Source organism: Pseudomonas sp. F3-2, assembly GCF_038804275.1.
Lineage (GTDB): Bacteria > Pseudomonadota > Gammaproteobacteria > Pseudomonadales > Pseudomonadaceae > Aquipseudomonas.
The window spans coordinates 2,739,015-2,756,655 of sequence record NZ_CP152388.1; the positions used below are offsets into that span (position 1 = coordinate 2,739,015).

Consider the following 17,641-nt stretch of genomic DNA (forward strand, 5'->3'; position numbering starts at 1 on the left):
ACCAAGAAGATCCGGCGATCAGCCCGGTCAGGTGCTCAACTGATGCGCTGCACCAGATCCTTCAGCTCACCGAAATCCTTCACGGGATGAAAGTTGGCGTGATCGAGAAACGCCGAAAAGTCGGTGTCGCCATAACCTGCCACCTGTGCGCCCGCGCCCAGCCCGGCCTGTACGCCCGGAATGCTGTCTTCCACCAGCAGGCACTCCGCCGCGCAGAGCCCGAGCAGTCCGGCGGCGTGCTCGATGAGAACGGGCGAGGGCTTCCACGCCTCGACCTCGTAAGCACTGACGATCAAGCCATGGAACACGTCCAGCAGGCCCACGGTGCTCAAGCAGGTTTCAATTTTACTGCGCGGACCGTTGGAGGCCACGCACTTGGGCAGCGTCAGTCCGCGCACGAAATCCACGGCGCCCGGCATCTCTTCGAGTTGGTCCTGCAGCAGCGGCAGGGTGCGGGCGCGGAAGGCGTTGACGATTTCGATGTTGGGCAGCCACGGATAATCGCGGCACAGGCCTTCCATGCACAACGCGAACTGCACGCCACGAAAGCGTTGCAGCACTTCGTCCAGGGTCAGGGAGACTTCATGCTCCAGCAGAATGTCGCGCAGAAGCCCGGCCGCGAGGCGTTCGCTGTCCACCAGGGTTCCGTCGCAGTCGAAAATGACGCCGGCAATATTCAAACAGGGCTCTCCCGTGAAGCGTGATCGTGTTCGGGGCGGTTGGACCGGCATTATCCAGAAAAGTTGAGAAAGGGGTGTGAAGACTGACCTGCGGTCGTGTGACAAAAGGCCGTCATGAACGCGACTGACCAATGTGAAATCCAGTCGGTCTGCCGAACGGCAACGATGCGCGCACCGTTGCCGTCGACAGTCAGACTCGTTGCAAGGTGGCTTACAGCGAAACGGGTGTCACCAGCGAGCCATCGGCGAAGAAGGCGCTGATGTTGGCAAACACCAGATCAGCCATGGCCTGGCGTGTTTCGTAAGTGCCCGAACCGATGTGCGGGGTCAGCACCACGCTGTCCAGCGAGAGCAGTTCGGCGGGCACGTTCGGTTCGTCTTCGAACACGTCCAGGCCCGCGCCGGCGATTTCCGACTCCAGCAGCGACGCCACCAACGCCTGCTCATCGACCACCGAACCCCGTGCGACGTTGATCAGGTAGGACGACGGGCCGAGCGCCTTGAGAACGTCGCGGTTGATCAGATGCTGGGTGTCCGGGCCGCCCGGCACGATCACGATGAGATAGTCCGACGCCTTCGCCAGCGCTTGCAGGTCGGCATAATGGGTGTAGGAAACGTCGGGATACGCTTCGCCGCGGCGGTAGTAGGCGATGTTCATCTCGAACGCTGCCGCGCGCTTGGCGATGGTCTTGCCGATCTTGCCCAGGCCGACGATGCCGCAGGTCTTGCCGCACAGGTCATTGCCCAGCGGGAACTTGCCGGTCGGCCATTTGCCCGCCCGCACGAAACGTTCGGCTTCGCTGATGCGCCGCGACACGCACAGCATCAGCGCCATGGCGGTTTCGGCGACGGCGTTGTTCAGCACGTCCGGCGTGTTGCTCAACTGAATGCCGCGGCGCGCCAGATAGTCGGTGTCGACGGCGTCGTAGCCCACGCCGAAGCTGTTGACCACTTGCAGATGGGGTAAGCGGTCCAGGATCGCGTTGTCGGTTCCGTACACACCGCTGGTGATCACGCCGCGCACCTTATCGCCATGCTCGGCCGCCCAGGCGTCGAGATCCTTGATCTCCCAGCGGTTGTGCACCGTGAAATCGCGATCCAGATTTTGCGTCAATGCCGCATGCATCGGGCCCCAGACCAGGACATCGGCTTTCTTGTCGCTCATTGTTTCCTCCTTGCGCTGCGGCTCCGTCTACCGGCCGCAGCCTGATTGCATGTGCGAATGGCGTTTTCAGCCGTTCTTGTTTAACACAGGTTGCGCCTCGGAGCGGCCCGACTTGAGCAGCTCGGCGATGGCCATGGTCAGCAGTGGCGCGAACAGGGCGAAGTACGAACTGTCGATGCCGTAAGGGTTGCCGGCCAGGAACCAGCCGATCGTCGAGATCACCGACAGGATCACGCCCGCCAGCGCGCCGCGTCCGGTGCCGAATTTCGGCGCGTAGAAGCACATCAGCACGATCACCGCGAGGGTGGCGCGCAAGGCTTTGCCGAGGAAAGCGATCAGCAGGATCTTGTCAGCGTACAGCGCCAGGATCAGCGGCAGGAAGCCGATCACCACGATCGCCAGGCGGATGAAAATCACCGATTTCTGATCGCTCTTTTCCTTGTTGAAGAAGGGGTCGTAGAAGTCTTTCATCGCCAGGGTGGCAGACGCGAGGGTGTTAGCCGAGATGCCGCCGAACAGCGCGCCGGCCAGGCCGATCACCACAAGGCTGGCCGAGAAGGTCGGCATGTGGGCGATCAGGGCAGGGAAGGCGTCAATGGATTTGATTCCCGGATACAGGTAGGCGCTGCACATGCCGATGCCAGCGGCCATGATGCCAAATGGAATCATCAGCGAGCACACATAGAAGCAGGCGCGCTTGGCGGTTTTCTCGTCCTTGGTGCTGACCAGCGCCTGAATCACATATTGGGTCGCGAAGATCGAGCCGACGCCGCCGATCATCCACGCGAAGATCTGGCCCCAGCCCACGCCCGTGAAGTCGAACATGGTTGCCGGAAGTTTTGCTTGCAGTGCCCCGATGCCGCCGCTGGCGTTGAGCGCGAAAGCAAGGGCCAGGACGATGCCGATGTACTTGATCACCGCGTGCACGAAGTTGGTGTAGACCACCGAGCGCATGCCGCCGACGCTGACGTAAAAGACCGTGATGACGCCGACCAGCAGGATCGCCAGGGTCTTGTCGATATTGAGTACGGCTGCGAGGACCGCGCCGCCGCTGGCGTATAAAGCCACCGAAACGATGCTCAGCGCGCAGATGGTGAGCACCGATGCGGCGTAGCGGGTGCCTTGGCCGTAGTTCTGCGCCAGGATCCCGGAAATGGTGTTGAGGCCGGTGTCGCGGTATTTCTTGGCCAGCACCAGAGCGAGCAACAGGAAGCCCAACGACAGCGCCACCAGGTTCCAGGCCGCGGAGATTCCGGCTTCGAAACCTTTCTGTGCGGTGCCGATGCTGACCGAACTGCCGATGAACTCCGACAGCAGCAGGGCGCCGATCAGAAAGGGAGGAAAACTGCGTCCGCCGCCGGTGAAGCCATCGCTGCTTTTGGCGTGTTTGCGCACGCTGTAGCCGATGTAGGACATGACGATGAAGTAGCCGGCGGTCAGGCAAAGGATGATTGTTATTCTTGGGTCCATGGTCTCTCCGTCCCCTGATGGCAGGGTGCGTGAAATGGTGGCGCGAGCGCGAAGGCCCGAACGTGGGACTGAGTTGTCAGACGACGTTTGAGATCAGACAGTGGCGAGGCACAGGAATAGGCTGCCAGGCATCACGATCTCGTCGTGCGAAGGTGTCTCAAAGCGGCTGGAAAATCGGGAGGGGTTGAGGCAAAGGCATGTACAGCGCGGGGGAGTGTGTGTCTTTTCATTTTTATTAGAGGCTCGTGATGAATGTTGAAAGGCAACTCAATACGAAGCATTTGTTATACGTCATCGTACAACATCACGCAATCGTACTCTTCCAGTAGGACGAATCAAGGGCCGCTGATCGTGATTGAAGGTGTCTCGGCAGCGCTGCACAGGAATCAGGGCGACGCTGTTGAAGCCGTTCATCCTGCTGTCGGAGGCAGTCAGTCTCGCTGCGGAACGGATGAGGCGGTCCGTTTTGCGGGCTGCCTGGGCTGTCACGCCGTATCAGACTCAGTCCTCGACTTCGCCGAAAATGAGTCACTCATCGTGCCACGCTGTCCATATTCCGCCACCCACTTGAGCGAACAGCGAGGATTCATGCCCGCGAAAGGATTCATCCGACACATTCCCGCCGCGATCAGCCTGATCCTGGTCACACTGCTGGCGGGCTGCAGCTCGCGGCCCGATCAGGCGCCGCCGCCAGCGCCCGAGGTGGTACGCAACGAAATCGTCCGGTTGTTGCCCGCCAGCGTGCCCGACCGCCAAGGCTGGGCCACCGATATCTATCGAGCGTTCGAAGCGCAGAAAATCAATCCCACCGTCGAAAACCTGTGTTCGGTGCTGGCCGTGACCGAGCAGGAGTCCAACTTTCAGGTCGACCCTGCGGTGCCTGGCATGGGCAAGATCGCGCAGGACGAGATCGATCGCCGGGCGAGCAAGCTGCACATTCCCAACCTGATCGTGCGCAGTGCGCTGGACATTCGCTCATCCAGTGGCAAGACCTACAACCAGCGCCTGGCGGCGGCCCGCACCGAAAAAGACCTGAGCATGATTTTCGACGATTTCATCGGGCTGGTGCCGTTGGGCCGCACGCTGTTCGGCAACCTCAATCCGGTGCACACCGCAGGGCCGATGCAGGTCAGCATCGAATTCGCCGAGCATCAGGCACAGGAATATCCATACCCCGTCGAAAGCTCGATCCGCCATGAAGTGTTCAGCCGTCGCGGCGGGATGTACTTCGGCATCGCTCATTTGCTGGGCTACCCGGTGAGTTACGACAAACCGCTTTATCGCTTCGCCGACTTCAATGCCGGCTGGTACGCCAGTCGCAACGCTGCCTTTCAAAGCGCGGTGGCCCGGCTTTCGGGCAAGCGCCTGGCACTGGACGGCGACCTGATCAGCTACGGCTTCAGCCCGTCGCTGGGACAAACGGAACTGGCGGTGCGCAGCCTCCATGAGCAGTTGAACATGCGCAACCCGACCATTCGCAGCCAGTTGGAGAAGGGTGAAACGCTGGCGTTCGAGGAGACCGAGCTGTATCGCAAGGTCTTCGCGCTGGCCGACAAGGCCGCTGGCAAGCCGCTGCCGCGGGCGATCCTGCCGGGAATCGTGCTTGAGAGCCCGAAAATCACTCGCAAATTGACCACCGCCTGGTTCGCCCAGCGCGTCGAGGAACGTCGGGTGCGGTGCATGGGGCGCGCCTCCGGAACCCTGAAATAAAAGGATCTGGACGCCGTCCGTCCATTTTTTGGCACCCCTGCGCTTCAAGTGCCTCAAACCTGCAACGCCCGGATGCTCCGGGTTCGTCCCGAGGAGGTACTTATGCCAGTCGATCCTGCCATGCCTGTCGATGTTCCACCGGTTACGCCATCGTCACCGGCCGAAGCCGACCTGGATCCGGACGCGCTTGAAGACGAGGATTACCGCGAGGAACTCAGGGAGCACGAACAGCAAAAAGAGCAGCGGCCTGATGACTGGAACGAGCCACCGTCGGCGCAGGCGCCCAAGCCTGATCAGCCGACACCGCTGTCGGACGATCTGCGTTGAGTTGCACCGCTATCGCGCCGGGCCGGGAATAACATCCGGTCCGGCGCTGCTTATTTACCGTTCAGGAGCTTCAGGTTTTGATTGGCGAGTCCCCTACATCCAGCATCATCACGAGCAGTACTCCCGTTTCCGACAGCCAGGCCGCTGATGCGCTGTTGTTCGGCTCGCCGAAAGACCGGCTGGATTTCTACCGCAAGGAAATCCAGTACGAAACCGCCATCCTGTCCAATCGCACCAACGCCTATCTGTCAGCCCAATCGTTTCTGGTCATCGCCTTCGCGTCATCGATGGCGAACCTGAACCCCGAGTGGGGCAAACTGTTCACCCTGGTGGTCCCGCCGTTTCTGACCTTGCTCGGGCTGATCAGCTCGATGCATGCCTGGCCCGGCATCCGCGCGGCCTATGAGATCATCGATCACTGGCACTTCAAGCAGAGTCAGTTGCTGCGCAGCCAGCCGGCCATGGGGCTGGCGTACGACGATTCGCCATTGTTTTCGGAGCACGAGTCAAGCGAGAAGGGCTATCGCAAGTCGCTGCTGTTCTCCATGCGTACACCCTGGCTGTTCAGTGCGTTCTGGTTCCTGCTTGGTGCGTTCTCGATTTACGCCCAGGTGACAGACAGCCTTTTGTGACGCAGCGCACAGCCTGATTGTGTGGCCGTCCCGACTGTTCACTGCGCATCTACACTCAGCCATCGGTCTGTACACCGTGATGGGTGGCCGATTTCGATCAACAAGGAGGTGGTTCGATGCTCTTTACCCCGGAACTGCGCAGGACGCTGGAAAGCAGTTTTTTGCCGTTGGCCTGTGAGTGCACGGTCAAACCCAACGGCGCATTGATGGTGAAAATCTTCGACCAGAGCACCGGGGCTGTGGCGATGCAGGTCGACGATCTGTCCATCGCCAACCTGACGACCGTGCGCGCCGTCGCTGAACTGGTTGCCGAGTTGCGTTACGACCTGCGCACTTGCGTCACGCCATTCGGCAGTCGCGCCTTCCCTAGCGCCGCCTCGCTCTGACGCCTGCCGATCTACGAAGCGCCGTTCTGCCGAGGACGGCGGGCTTTTTCAATCTCGACTGGATCCCCGACTATAGTTCTCGCGAACAGCCATCAGCGTCATAGCCGCCACGGCCTGAAAATGTTGCGTTGATCGAAAGGAATAATGGAACCATTCCTCTCGGGTGATGTTACCTTGACACCAAATCTGCGACAGCGTATTTCGTCACGCCTGTTCGCGCACGCAAAAGCGCTTTGCATTTAATAAGTTAGAACTCGATCGGGATGACTCCAGATCGGATCCCCAGCACTTTTTCGTAGGTCCGCAGTTGTCGATCAGAGCCATCGACGCGCAACCCTCAGGAGCCAACCTCATGGCAGCACTGCAACAAACCACCGTGGACTCTCTCAGACGCTCCGAGTCGCAGTTGGCGTCTCACTGGCAGGCGGACCTGGAAGCGAGCGGTGCAACGCGCAACCTCAAAGCGGACGACATCCGTCAGCAGACTGCCGAGTTCCTGCGCCTGCTCATTTCCGTGCTGGAAAAACGCAGCACGCACAACATCACCACCGCCGAGTGGGATGAAATCCGTCAGTTCCTGGAGAAGCTTTCGCACCAGCGCGCCATCGCGGGTCAGGACTCCCAGCAGACCGCCAGCTTCATCTTTGCCCTCAAAGGTCCGGTGTTTGCCCAGTTGCAGGCGCAATACGCCGACCAGCCTGCGGTGCTCGCCGAGCAGCTGTGGGAAATCTCGCAACTGCTGGACGTGCTCGGCATGCACACCATCCGCACGTATCAGAAATCCCGTGAAGCGGTGATCAAGCGCCAACAGGAAGAGCTGCTGGAGCTGTCCACCCCGGTGGTGAAGCTGTGGGAAGGCGTGCTGGCTCTGCCGATGATCGGCACCCTGGACTCCCAGCGCACCCAAGTGGTGATGGAGTCGCTGTTGCAGCGCATCGTCGACACCGGCTCGGAAATCGCCATCATCGACATCACCGGCGTGCCGACCGTCGACACCCTGGTCGCTCAGCACCTGCTCAAGACCGTGACGGCAATCCGCCTGATGGGTGCCGATTGCATCATCAGCGGCGTGCGCCCACAGATCGCCCAGACCATCGTCCATCTGGGCCTGGATCTGCAAGGCGTGGTCACTAAAGCCAACCTGGCCGATGCGCTTGCACTGGCCTTGCGCCGTCTGGGCGTGACCGTCACCAAGGCGGTATGAGCCAATGGAGCGAATTCCTATTCTGCAGATGGGTGACTTTCTGCTGGTCACTATCCAGGTCGACATGCATGACCAGCTGGCGCTGACGCTGCAGGACGACCTGTCCGAACGCATCAGCCGGACCTCGGCGCGCGGCGTGCTGATCGACATTTCCGCACTGGACATGGTCGACTCGTTCATCGGGCGCATGATCGGCATGATATCGGGGCTTTCCCGGATCATGGACGCCGAAACCGTATTGGTCGGGATGCAGCCGGCGGTGGCGATCACCCTGGTGGAACTGGGCATGACGCTGCCCGGTGTCAGCACCGCGCTGAACGTCGAACGCGGCATGAAACTGCTGCGCGAGCGGGCCTATTCCCAATGAACGTGCGCAGCAGCGGCACTCAGAGCATTCAGATCGAACAGGACGTCGTGCTTGCCCGGCAGACGGCTCGCAAGCTGGCGCAAGACTGTGGCATGCGCCTGATCGACCTGACCAAGCTAGTGACAGCGGTCAGCGAGCTGGCGCGTAACACGATGGTCTACGGCGGCGGCGGTGACATGGACTGGCAGATCGTCGAGGAGGGCACGCGCACGGGCCTGCGCCTGACCTTTCGCGACGAAGGTCCCGGCATTCCCGATCTCAAGCTGGCCATGACCGATGGCTGGACGTCGGGCGGCGGTCTGGGCCTGGGTCTGACCGGCGCCAAGCGCCTGGTCGATGACTTTGAACTGGACACGGCGCCGGGCGCGGGCACTCGTGTGACGATCTGTAAATGGACTTGAACCTGCACAGCAGCCTGACGCTTGTATTGCCGATCGAAGACAGCAGCCAGGTAGGACACGCACGGCGAACCGCGCAAAAGCTGGCCGAGCAGCAGGGTTTCGATGCCACCGACGCCGGTCGCGTGGCATTAGTCGTCACCGAACTCGCCAGCAATATTCTCAAGCATGCCAGCAACGGCGAGCTGCACTTGCGTACGCTGCCGGGTTCAGCCCCGGGCGTCGAAGTCATTGCCATTGACCGGGGCCAGGGTTTCGATCTGCAGGATTGCCTGGCCGATGGCTTTTCGACCCGTGGGACGCAAGGTATCGGCCTGGGCTCGATACTGCGTCAGGCGCAGGTGTTCGACGTGCACACCGACAACCGCGGAACCGTCCTGCTCACCCGGTTCTATCCCCGCGCCGCGCACTTCAATGACCTGCGCCTGGGCATCACCCAGCATTCGCTGCATGACGATCCTGCCTGCGGCGATGTGTGGGAAGTGGCCATTGTCGGTCAGCGTGTCAGCGTGCTGATGATCGACGGCCTGGGGCACGGCCCTGAAGCCGAAGATGCGGCAATGGCGGGCGCCAGGGCATTCAACCGGGAGCCGTTCGCCGATCCCGCTGTGCTGCTCGACGAGATTCACCACGACATGCGCGGCAGCCGCGGCGGCGCCGTTGCACTGGCGCAGTTCGACGCTGAGGCGGACAAATTGCGCTTCACCGGTATCGGCAATATCGGCGCGACGCTGCTCGGCGAGGAGCGTCCGCGCGGCTTGCCGTCGCATCCGGGCATCGTCGGTCTGCAATACCGAAAAGTGGCGGCGGTGGACTATCCTCAATGCGCGGGGCAGCTGTTGATCATGTACAGCGATGGCCTGCAATCGCGTTGGAATCTTCGCGAGTATCCGGGTCTGATGTACCGACACCCGGCGATTATCGCGGCAGTGCTGCACCGCGATTACTGTCGGGGCAAGGATGATGTAACGGTATTGGTGATGGTTCTGGAGACGCTCGATGACTGACAACCCCGCCCGCAACGCGCCCGAAGCGTCAGCCGAGCTTTCACGGCTGCGTGAAGAGGCTGACGCGCTGCGCGCCGAGCTGGACGAAACCAATCAGGGCGTTCTGGCGTTGTATGCCGAACTGGACATGCAGGCCGATCAGTTGCGTCAGGCCTCGGACCTGAAGAGCCGTTTCCTGTCTTACATGAGCCACGAATTCCGCACGCCGCTGGGCTCGATCCTCAGCATCGCCAGCCTGTTGTCGGATGAACTCGACGGCCCGCTGAGTCCTGAGCAGCACAAGCAGGTGTCGTTCGTCAGCACCGCGGCGCGCGAGCTGAGCGACATGGTCGACGACCTGCTGGATCTGGCCAAGATCGAAGCCGGGCGCATCAGCATTTCCCCCGCCTGGTTCGACATGTTCGACCTGTTCTCGGCGTTGCGTGGCATGTTCAGGCCCATCGTCGACACCTCCGCCGTGGACCTGATTTTCGAAGAGCCGGTCGGCCTGCCGAGGCTGTACACCGACGACAAGAAGCTCGCGCAGATCCTGCGCAATTTCATTTCCAACTCCCTGAAGTTCACCCAACGTGGGGAGGTGCGGGTTTCCGCGCGACTGGAAAACGAGCAGGCGGTCAGATTTGCGGTGAGTGACACCGGCATCGGCATTCCGGAAGAACTGCACGGGGCGTTGTTCGAAGACTTCATTCAGGTCGATTCGCCGCTGCAGAAACGCCTGCGCGGAACCGGGCTGGGCCTGTCACTGTGCAAGCGCTTCGGCGAACTGTTGGGCGGCCGCGTGGGCGTCGAGAGTCAGCCTGGCGTCGGTTCGACGTTCTACGTGGTCATCCCGCTGGCGCTGGCTCAGGAGCAGGTTGATGAAAGCTGAGACCCGGCTGCTGATCGTCGATGACAACGCTGCAACCCGCTACGCGCTGCGAAGGCGCATGGAGCGTCAGGGTTTCATCGTGCTGGAAGCGGGAACAGGCACCGAGGGGCTTGCGCTGATCGCGGCGCGGATTCCCGATGCGTTGATCCTGGACGTCAATCTGCCGGACATGAGCGGCTTCGACATCGTGCGCCAGTTGCGTACCGAACCGCGCACCGCGCTGCTGCCGGTGGTGCACGTCTCGGCAGCATCGATTCAGACCGGCGACATCGTTACCGGGCTGGAAGCCGGCGCCGATGCCTATCTGGTTCATCCGGTCGATCCCGACGTGCTGTTGGCAACGCTGCGCACACTGCTGCGCGTGCGCGACACCGAATTCGCATTACGCGAAAGCGAGGAGCGGTTTCGCGAGATTTTCGTCAATGTCTCCGCGCCGATCGCGGTCATGGACGGCGATCTTGCGGTCCACGAATGCAACCACGCGTTCGCGCAACTGATCAGCCAGGGCCCGGAAGAAGACAGCCTGATGCAGTGCTTCAGCGAGGATCAGGAAGCGATTCTCGACGGTCTTCGCGAGGCGCTGGCCGCTGGCGAACGCTGGAAAGGCACGCTGAGCATGCGCGTCAAGGGCGATGTGCGGGAAACCGAGTGGCAAGTGTCGCCTTACCGCGCCACCGGGCTGAGCCTGGTGTTCATCGAGGACGTCACCGAGCATCGGCGTCGCGAACAGTCGCACCTGCGTCAGCTCGATTCGGTCAACAGTCGGCTGGCCCATGAAGTCGCCGAGCGCGCCAGGACCGAAGAACAGCTGCTGCAGGCGCAGAAAATGGACGCCATCGGCAAGTTGACCGGCGGCATCGCTCACGACTTCAACAACTTGCTGACCGGCATCGTCACCGGGCTGGAGCTGATCAAGAAACGCACCGAAGACGCCCGCCCGGAAAAAGTCCTGACCTATGCCGATGCCGCGCTGGCGTCGGCCAGAAGCGCCTCGGCGTTGACTCACCGGTTACTGGCGTTCGCCCGCCAACAGCCGCTGGACACCCGACCCACCGACATCAATCAGCATGTCCGCTCGCTGGAGGATCTGCTGAGCCGGACCATCGGCAAGCGTATCGGCCTGACCCTCGAACTGACCTCGCGCAGCGCCATTGCGATGGTCGATTCCGGGCAACTGGAAAGTGCCGTGCTCAACCTGGTGATCAACGCACGCGACGCACTGCCTGAGGGCGGCAATATCTGGATCAGCACGTTCGAGGCGTATTCCCAGGGCCACTCGCGCATGGAAGACGGCGCCTACATCGCCCTCACAGTGCGCGACGACGGCGTGGGCATCGAACATCATCTGATCGACAAGGTGTTCGATCCGTTCTTCACCACCAAGCCGATTGGCGAAGGCACCGGGCTTGGGCTGTCGACCATCTACGGGTTCGCCCGTCAGTCCGGCGGCGACGTGAACATTCGCAGCGTCGTCGGCCATGGCACCGAAGTGACCCTGATGCTGCCGGCCGCCATCGAGCAGAGCGTGCCGCCGCAGTTGGCGCCCATTGCGGCCGAGCTGGGCGCCGGGGAGCATATCCTGATCGTCGAGGACACGGCCTCGGTGCGCATGTTCGTCAACGAAGTGCTCACCGATGCCGGGTATCGCTGCACGCAGGCCGCGGACGTCAACACCGCGCTGTCGATCATGGAGCAGGACCGGTCGATCGACCTGTTGCTGACCGACGTCGGCATGCCGCAGATGAATGGCCGCGAGATGGCCCGCCTGGTGCGCGGCTGGCGCCCGGAACTGCCTGTGCTGTTCATGACCGGCTACGCCGAAAACGCCCTGAACCGCCAGCACTTTCTCGGCGAGGGGATGGACATGATCATCAAGCCTTTCCAGCTGGTCGAGTTCCTGTGCAAGGTGCGGGCGATGCTCGACGGTGGAGCCGCTCACTAGAAATTTCTCCCGCCAACGCGCATCCGGGTGTACTGGTACGCGCCTGTTTTTGTTACCGTATATGCCAATTCATTCAGTGCCAGCCCCTTGGGCACACACCGCTGATGCCTGAAGACGCAGAAAAGGCGCGGTGAAGGAGATCTAGTTTTGACCCTCAGCCAGGAACTCCATCAGAGCGCGATCGACAATTGCGCACGAGAGCCGATTCAGATTCCCGGCAGTATTCAGCCGCAGGGTTTCCTGCTGGTCATCGATGAGGCGGCGATGCGCGTCGTTCAGGTCAGCGCCAACGTTCAGAGCTGGCTGGGCCTTGACCCGCAGGCATTGATCGGTGCGGCATTGAACACCGTGTTCGCCGACTGCGAGCAGCTGTTCAAACGTTTGCAGGCACTGCCCGAGGACGACCAGAACCCGTTCCACGTGGGCGACGTGCGCTTCCTCGAAGGTTCGCGGGCCGGCCTGCCGATGGCGATGATGGTGCACCGTCACGACAAGGTGCTGATTGCCGAATTCGAACCGGCCAGTGACATGAGCTCGGCGTACGGCAACGTGTACCCGCTCATGCGCGGGTTCATTAGTCAGATGAACGAGCACGAAACCATCGAGGCGCTGTGCCAGCGCTCGGCGGCGGAGGTCAAGCGCATCACCGGTTTCGGTCGGGTCAAAGCCTATCAGTTCGATGCCGACGGCAACGGGCTGGTCAACGCTGAAGTGGCCGATGAGGGCTATGCGAGTTTCCTCGGCCTGAGCTTTCCGGCCGCCGACATTCCCCGGCAGGCGCGTGCGCTGTATGTCGCCAACCGTATCCGCGTCATCGAAGACGCCAACTATCAGCCTTCGCCGCTGGTGCCGGTCAACAATCCGCTGACGGGCGCGCCACTGGACCTGAGTTTCGCCACCCTGCGCAGCGTCTCCCCGGTGCACCTGCAATACATGCGCAACATGCAGACGCTGGGATCGATGTCGATCTCGATCGTGGTGCGCGGCCAGCTGTGGGGCTTGATCTCCTGCCACCATGCCTCGCCAAGGCCCGTCAGTTTCCAGACCCGTACCGCCTGCGAACTGCTGGGCAGCGTGCTGTCCCTGCAGATCGAGACCAAGGAGGCGCAGGTCAAGACCCAACGCATGCTCAGCCTGCGTCGGCAGATCGTGCAGATGCTCGCGGCGATGGCGGATCTGGACAGCGTGGTGGGCGGGTTGCGTTCGATGCCAGACGTGTTGCTGGCGTTCGTCGGAGCCAGCGGCGCGGCGGTGATCTCTGAATCCACCATCGACACCTACGGCGACACGCCGGATCGCGAGCAGATCAAGGCGCTGACGCAGTGGCTCAGCCAGCGTGGCAGCCACGAGGTTTTCCAGTCCGATAACGTCGGCCGGGACATCGCGCAATTGCCCGAGCTGGCCGCATCGGTCAGTGGCGTGCTGGCGATGGCGATTTCCGAATTGCATTCGAACTACATCATCTGGTTCCGCCCCGAGCAGACCCGCGTGGTGAAGTGGGCAGGCAAGCCGGATAAAAGCGTGGGCGAGGCCGGTGCGCTGAATCCGCGCAACAGCTTCGAAATGTGGCAGCAGACCGTTCGCGGCTTCTCGCGCCCATGGGACGAGCTCGATTGCGAAGGCGTCATCGAGCTGCGCGCGGCCGTGTTGGGCATCGTCCTGCGCAAGGCCGAAGAGATGGCGTCGCTGGCCGAAGAGCTGAAGAAGTCCAACAAGGAACTCGAAGCCTTCTCCTACAGTGTCTCTCACGACCTGCGTGCGCCGTTGCGGCACATCGCCGGGTACGCTGAATTGCTCAGCGACATCGAGGGCAGCAAACTGTCCGATCGCGGCGTGCGCTTTCTGGAAAACATCGGTGAGTCGGCGCGCTTCGCCGGCACGCTGGTGGACAATCTGCTGAGCTTCTCGCAGATGGGGCGCTCGGCCATGCGTTATTCGGAAGTCGACCTCAATGCCATGGTCGAGGCAATCCGCCGGGAAATGCTCCCCGATTATGAAGGTCGTGACCTGCAGTGGCGCATCTCCGAACCGTTACCGGTGGTGATCGCCGACGCGGCGTTTCTGCATCTGGCGATGCGCAACCTGCTGTCCAACGCCATCAAATACAGCCGCACGCAAAGCGCTGCGGTGATCGAAATCGGCAGCTATGAAGAAGACGGCAAGGTCGTGGTGTACATCCGCGACAACGGCGTGGGCTTCGACATGGACTACGCCGGCAAGCTGTTTGGCGTGTTCCAGCGCTTGCATCGCATGGAGGAATTCGAAGGAACGGGGATCGGCCTTGCCAGCGTGCGCCGGATCATCGAGCGGCATGACGGCTCGGTCTGGGCGCAGAGCCAACTGGGGCAGGGCGCCACATTTTATTTTGCGCTTCCCAAGCGCAGTCTGACAGTAACCATTTGAGTGTCCGAGGAGACGCCCAATGCTCAAACCCATTCTTCTGGTGGAAGACAATCCGAACGACCTCGAACTGACACTGGTCGCGCTGGAGCGTAGCCAGTTGGCCAACGAGGTGATCGTGCTGCGCGATGGCGCCGAAGCGCTGGATTACCTGCTGCGGCGCAATCAGTTCCACGACCGGGCCGCAGGCAATCCGGCGGTGTTGTTGCTGGACCTGAAACTGCCGAAACTCGACGGTCTGGAAGTGCTCAAAGTCATTCGCGAGACGGATGAATTGCGCAGCATTCCAGTGGTCATGCTGACGTCGTCCCGCGAGGAACCGGATCTTCAACGCGCCTACGCCCTCGGAGTGAACGCTTACGTGGTCAAACCGGTCGAATTCAAGGAATTCGTCTCGGCAATCTCCGATCTGGGGATTTTCTGGGCCGTACTCAACGAGCCGCCACCAGGTTCATTGCGACTGTCACGCCGTCCGGGCTCCTGACCCTTACGACTTTCGGCCTGCGTCGTCATGCACACTGCTGGCGGCACAGGCCTTCGAAACAATCGACGATTATTCATGCCCGTATCGCTGCTCAAGTTGCTCCTGGTTGAAGACAGTTCGCACGACGCCGAACTGACCCTGCTCACGCTGGAAAACAGCGGGCTGAAAATCGACGCCACCCTGGTCTATAACCATCAGGACGTGGAGCGCGAGCTGTCAGCCGCACGTTTCGATCTGATCCTCAGCGATTACCTGTTGCCCGGTTCCTCCGGTGCTGAGGTCCTCAACTGCGCGTTACGGCTCGCGCCTCAGACCCCGTTCATTTTCCTGTCGGGCATTTTCGGCGAGCAGCATGCGGTCGAGATGATGCGCATGGGCGCCATCGACTACGTTCTCAAACAGAACATGAAGATGCTGCCCAAGGCCGTCATGCGCGCCGTGTCCGAAGTGCACGAGCGGGAAAAACGCCTGCACGCCGAGCAGACACTGCAAGACGCGGAAGTGCGGGCGCAGCTGGCGATCGAGGCGGCGGACATGGGCATCTGGACCTACGACCCGCGCACCGACACGCTGCTCTGGGACGAGCGGTGCAAAGCGCTTTATGGGGTCGCGGCCGATACTCAGGTGAGCATGGCCTTCATGTTCTCGCGCTGTCATCCGGATGATCGCGACCTGCTGCAAAGCCGGGTCAGGTCTGCACTGGAGGCCGACACCGGCTACCAGATCGAACATCGCCTGCTGACCGATGACGACAGCGAACGCTGGGTGTTTTCCAATGGTCGTTCGTTGTTCGAGGACGGCAAGTGCGTGCGCTTCACGGGTGTCATGCAGGACATCAGCGAGCGCAAACAGGCCACTCAGGCGCTGCATCAGCTCAATGAAATCCTCGGCGAACGCGTGGTGCAGCGTACCCGTGAGCGCGACCGGACCTGGGAGCTGTCCCGCGAATTGCTCGGCGTGCTGCGTTTCGACATGACCCCAATCGCCCTCAACCCTGCCTGGGAGGCGACGCTGGGCTGGGCGCGAGGTGATTTGAACGAACGGCCGCTGGGCGCGCTGATTCACCCGGATGATCTGGATGCGACCCTGCACGAGACCGCCAGCGTCGCCAAGGGCAACGTCTCGACGCGCTTCGTCAATCGCATGCGCCACGCCGACGGCGGCTTCCGCTGGTTGTCCTGGACCATCGTTCCTGACGAGGGGTTGATGTACGCGGCAGTGCGCGACATCACCAGCGAGCGGGCAGTGGTCGATGAGTTGGCGGCGACCAACAAGCGGCTGCGTGACCAGATCCGGGAACGTGAGCGCGTCGAAGCGGCGTTGCAGCAGATGCAGCGTCTTGAAGTGGTCGGCCAGCTCACTGCAGGCGTGGCCCATGACTTCAACAACCTGCTGACGGTCATCCTCACCAGCGCCAACTTCCTGTCCCGGGATCTCGAAAAGGGCGTGTTCACCAAGTCGCCGCAGCGCTTGCAGAACATCCGGGAAGCCGGTGAGCGCGGCGCCAAACTGACCAGCCAGTTGCTGTCGTTCTCGCGGCGTCAGCGTCTGGAGCCGGTGGCGCTGAACCTCAATGACACCATCGCCGGGATGCGCGAGCTGCTCGGCCGTGCGCTGGGTGGCAGTGTCTGGGTGGAGACGCAGCTGGCCGACGACTTGTGGAGCGCGCTGGTCGACCCGACCCAGACTGAGATGATCATCCTGAACCTTGCGATCAACGCCCGCGACGCGATGGCGCAGGGTGGGCAATTGCGCCTGAGCACCTGGAACGAGATGGTCTACCGCCTGCCGCAGCGGCCCGAGGACCCGGACCCGGGCGCGTATGTCGTGCTGTCGGTCAGCGATTCGGGCTGCGGCATGAGCGAAGAAGTGCTGGCAAAAGCGTTCGAACCGTTCTTCACCACCAAGGCGGTGGGCAAGGGATCGGGGCTGGGGCTTGCACAGGTCTTCGGCTTCGCCAAACAGTCGGGTGGCGGGGTGAGCATCGACACGGCCGAAAACGCCGGCACGACGATCCGGGTGTACCTGCCCAGCGTCGCCCGGACCGCCACCCCGGTGGTCAGCGTGTCGGACATGCCCGGTCATGCCGATGCCGACGACTTGCACCGAACCATCCTGCTGGTGGACGACGATCCGGATGTGCGCTCGGTGACATCGATGATGCTCGGCTCGTTGGGGTATTCGGTGGTCGAGGCGGAAAGCGGCGACGATGCGCTGAAGAAGATCGACACCGGCATCGAGCTGGTTTTGACCGACTTTGCGATGCCGAACATGACGGGCGCTGAGCTCGCTGAAATCATCAGGCGCAACTACCCGGAACTGCCGGTGATGTTCATCACCGGGTTCGCCGACATCGACATCCTTGACGTTGACCAGCAGCTGATCGTGCAGAAGCCCTACAAAGAGGAAGAACTCGCGCGCAAGCTGGCAAACGTGCTGATGAAAAACGGCATGGGCGTCGCTTCCTGATTAGCCCCTCGCCGACCGCGTTCGGCGATAGGCTGCCGGTTTCGGCGTCGCGAGCAAGCTCATTTCCACAGGTTTTGTGGCCTGTATCTCGATACCAACATAACCCTGTAGGAGCGCGCTTGCTCTGGGCCG

General features: G+C 61.8%; 16 protein-coding genes. 13 read left to right on the top strand and 3 right to left on the bottom strand.

What is annotated here, in order from left to right:
- Nucleotides 1-35: 35 nt before the first annotated feature.
- The 3 genes from AAGQ88_RS12645 to AAGQ88_RS12655 form a co-directional block, all read right to left on the bottom strand.
- Nucleotides 36-680: an HAD-IA family hydrolase gene (locus AAGQ88_RS12645; RefSeq protein ID WP_285423922.1), complete on the bottom strand. Its 645-nt coding sequence runs from the start codon at nucleotides 678-680 to the stop codon at nucleotides 36-38.
- Nucleotides 681-891: 211 nt separating this feature from the next.
- On the bottom strand, nucleotides 892-1,845 hold the full coding sequence (locus AAGQ88_RS12650; protein ID WP_342655554.1) for a 2-hydroxyacid dehydrogenase: 954 nt from the start codon (nucleotides 1,843-1,845) through the stop codon (nucleotides 892-894).
- A gap of 66 nt (nucleotides 1,846-1,911) precedes the next feature.
- Complete coding sequence (locus tag AAGQ88_RS12655) at nucleotides 1,912-3,315, bottom strand: sodium:solute symporter family protein (RefSeq protein ID WP_342655555.1); 1,404 nt, start codon at nucleotides 3,313-3,315, stop codon at nucleotides 1,912-1,914.
- Nucleotides 3,316-3,903: 588 nt separating this feature from the next.
- Here AAGQ88_RS12655 and AAGQ88_RS12660 point away from each other — a divergent pair.
- From AAGQ88_RS12660 to AAGQ88_RS12720, 13 genes are all read left to right on the top strand, one after another.
- Entirely contained in the window at nucleotides 3,904-5,025 is a 1,122-nt protein-coding gene (locus AAGQ88_RS12660) for a DUF1615 family protein (protein WP_342655556.1), read from the top strand.
- 102 nt (nucleotides 5,026-5,127) lie between these two features.
- Entirely contained in the window at nucleotides 5,128-5,352 is a 225-nt protein-coding gene (locus AAGQ88_RS12665) for a hypothetical protein (RefSeq protein ID WP_285423916.1), read from the top strand.
- Between the two features lie 104 nt (nucleotides 5,353-5,456).
- A complete protein-coding gene (locus AAGQ88_RS12670) occupies nucleotides 5,457-5,984 on the top strand; it encodes a hypothetical protein (RefSeq protein ID WP_285424074.1) in 528 nt (175 codons plus the stop codon).
- 116 nt (nucleotides 5,985-6,100) lie between these two features.
- A complete protein-coding gene (locus AAGQ88_RS12675; protein WP_342655557.1) occupies nucleotides 6,101-6,370 on the top strand; it encodes a DUF1652 domain-containing protein in 270 nt (89 codons plus the stop codon).
- A 352-nt stretch (nucleotides 6,371-6,722) separates the two neighbouring features.
- Nucleotides 6,723-7,574, top strand: a complete 852-nt coding sequence (locus tag AAGQ88_RS12680; RefSeq protein ID WP_342655558.1) for an STAS domain-containing protein — start codon at nucleotides 6,723-6,725, stop codon at nucleotides 7,572-7,574.
- Between the two features lie 4 nt (nucleotides 7,575-7,578).
- Complete coding sequence (locus AAGQ88_RS12685; RefSeq protein WP_037010489.1) at nucleotides 7,579-7,941, top strand: STAS domain-containing protein; 363 nt, start codon at nucleotides 7,579-7,581, stop codon at nucleotides 7,939-7,941.
- A complete protein-coding gene (locus AAGQ88_RS12690; RefSeq protein WP_285423913.1) occupies nucleotides 7,938-8,342 on the top strand; it encodes an anti-sigma regulatory factor in 405 nt (134 codons plus the stop codon). Before AAGQ88_RS12685 ends, AAGQ88_RS12690 begins: the two co-directional genes overlap by 4 nt.
- A complete protein-coding gene (locus tag AAGQ88_RS12695) occupies nucleotides 8,333-9,346 on the top strand; it encodes an ATP-binding protein (RefSeq protein WP_342655559.1) in 1,014 nt (337 codons plus the stop codon). Before AAGQ88_RS12690 ends, AAGQ88_RS12695 begins: the two co-directional genes overlap by 10 nt.
- A complete protein-coding gene (locus tag AAGQ88_RS12700; protein WP_342655560.1) occupies nucleotides 9,339-10,214 on the top strand; it encodes an ATP-binding protein in 876 nt (291 codons plus the stop codon). The genes AAGQ88_RS12695 and AAGQ88_RS12700 overlap by 8 nt, the downstream gene beginning before the upstream one ends.
- Nucleotides 10,204-12,156 (top strand): response regulator, encoded by a 1,953-nt coding sequence (locus AAGQ88_RS12705; RefSeq protein ID WP_285423910.1) that lies wholly within the window; start codon nucleotides 10,204-10,206, stop codon nucleotides 12,154-12,156. Before AAGQ88_RS12700 ends, AAGQ88_RS12705 begins: the two co-directional genes overlap by 11 nt.
- Before the next feature lie 147 nt (nucleotides 12,157-12,303).
- Nucleotides 12,304-14,559 carry an ATP-binding protein gene (locus tag AAGQ88_RS12710; protein ID WP_342655561.1) on the top strand — a complete coding sequence of 752 codons (2,256 nt, stop codon included), beginning with the start codon at nucleotides 12,304-12,306 and terminating at the stop codon, nucleotides 14,557-14,559.
- A 19-nt stretch (nucleotides 14,560-14,578) separates the two neighbouring features.
- Complete coding sequence (locus tag AAGQ88_RS12715; RefSeq protein WP_285423908.1) at nucleotides 14,579-15,040, top strand: response regulator; 462 nt, start codon at nucleotides 14,579-14,581, stop codon at nucleotides 15,038-15,040.
- 75 nt (nucleotides 15,041-15,115) lie between these two features.
- Complete coding sequence (locus AAGQ88_RS12720) at nucleotides 15,116-17,509, top strand: response regulator (protein ID WP_342655562.1); 2,394 nt, start codon at nucleotides 15,116-15,118, stop codon at nucleotides 17,507-17,509.
- Nucleotides 17,510-17,641 lie beyond the last annotated feature (132 nt).

Excerpts from the sequence above, each read along its gene's own strand:
- AAGQ88_RS12650 (WP_342655554.1), bottom strand. The coding sequence starts at position 1,845 with ATGAGCGACAAGAAAGCCGATGTCCTGGTCTGGGGCCCGATGCATGCG.
- AAGQ88_RS12655 (WP_342655555.1), bottom strand. The coding sequence starts at position 3,315 with ATGGACCCAAGAATAACAATCATCCTTTGCCTGACCGCCGGCTACTTC.
- AAGQ88_RS12660 (WP_342655556.1), top strand. The coding sequence starts at position 3,904 with ATGCCCGCGAAAGGATTCATCCGACACATTCCCGCCGCGATCAGCCTG.
- AAGQ88_RS12665 (WP_285423916.1), top strand. The coding sequence starts at position 5,128 with ATGCCAGTCGATCCTGCCATGCCTGTCGATGTTCCACCGGTTACGCCA.
- AAGQ88_RS12675 (WP_342655557.1), top strand. The coding sequence starts at position 6,101 with ATGCTCTTTACCCCGGAACTGCGCAGGACGCTGGAAAGCAGTTTTTTG.
- AAGQ88_RS12680 (WP_342655558.1), top strand. The coding sequence starts at position 6,723 with ATGGCAGCACTGCAACAAACCACCGTGGACTCTCTCAGACGCTCCGAG.
- AAGQ88_RS12685 (WP_037010489.1), top strand. The coding sequence starts at position 7,579 with ATGGAGCGAATTCCTATTCTGCAGATGGGTGACTTTCTGCTGGTCACT.
- AAGQ88_RS12690 (WP_285423913.1), top strand. The coding sequence starts at position 7,938 with ATGAACGTGCGCAGCAGCGGCACTCAGAGCATTCAGATCGAACAGGAC.
- AAGQ88_RS12695 (WP_342655559.1), top strand. The coding sequence starts at position 8,333 with ATGGACTTGAACCTGCACAGCAGCCTGACGCTTGTATTGCCGATCGAA.
- AAGQ88_RS12700 (WP_342655560.1), top strand. The coding sequence starts at position 9,339 with ATGACTGACAACCCCGCCCGCAACGCGCCCGAAGCGTCAGCCGAGCTT.
- AAGQ88_RS12705 (WP_285423910.1), top strand. The coding sequence starts at position 10,204 with ATGAAAGCTGAGACCCGGCTGCTGATCGTCGATGACAACGCTGCAACC.
- AAGQ88_RS12715 (WP_285423908.1), top strand. The coding sequence starts at position 14,579 with ATGCTCAAACCCATTCTTCTGGTGGAAGACAATCCGAACGACCTCGAA.
- AAGQ88_RS12720 (WP_342655562.1), top strand. The coding sequence starts at position 15,116 with ATGCCCGTATCGCTGCTCAAGTTGCTCCTGGTTGAAGACAGTTCGCAC.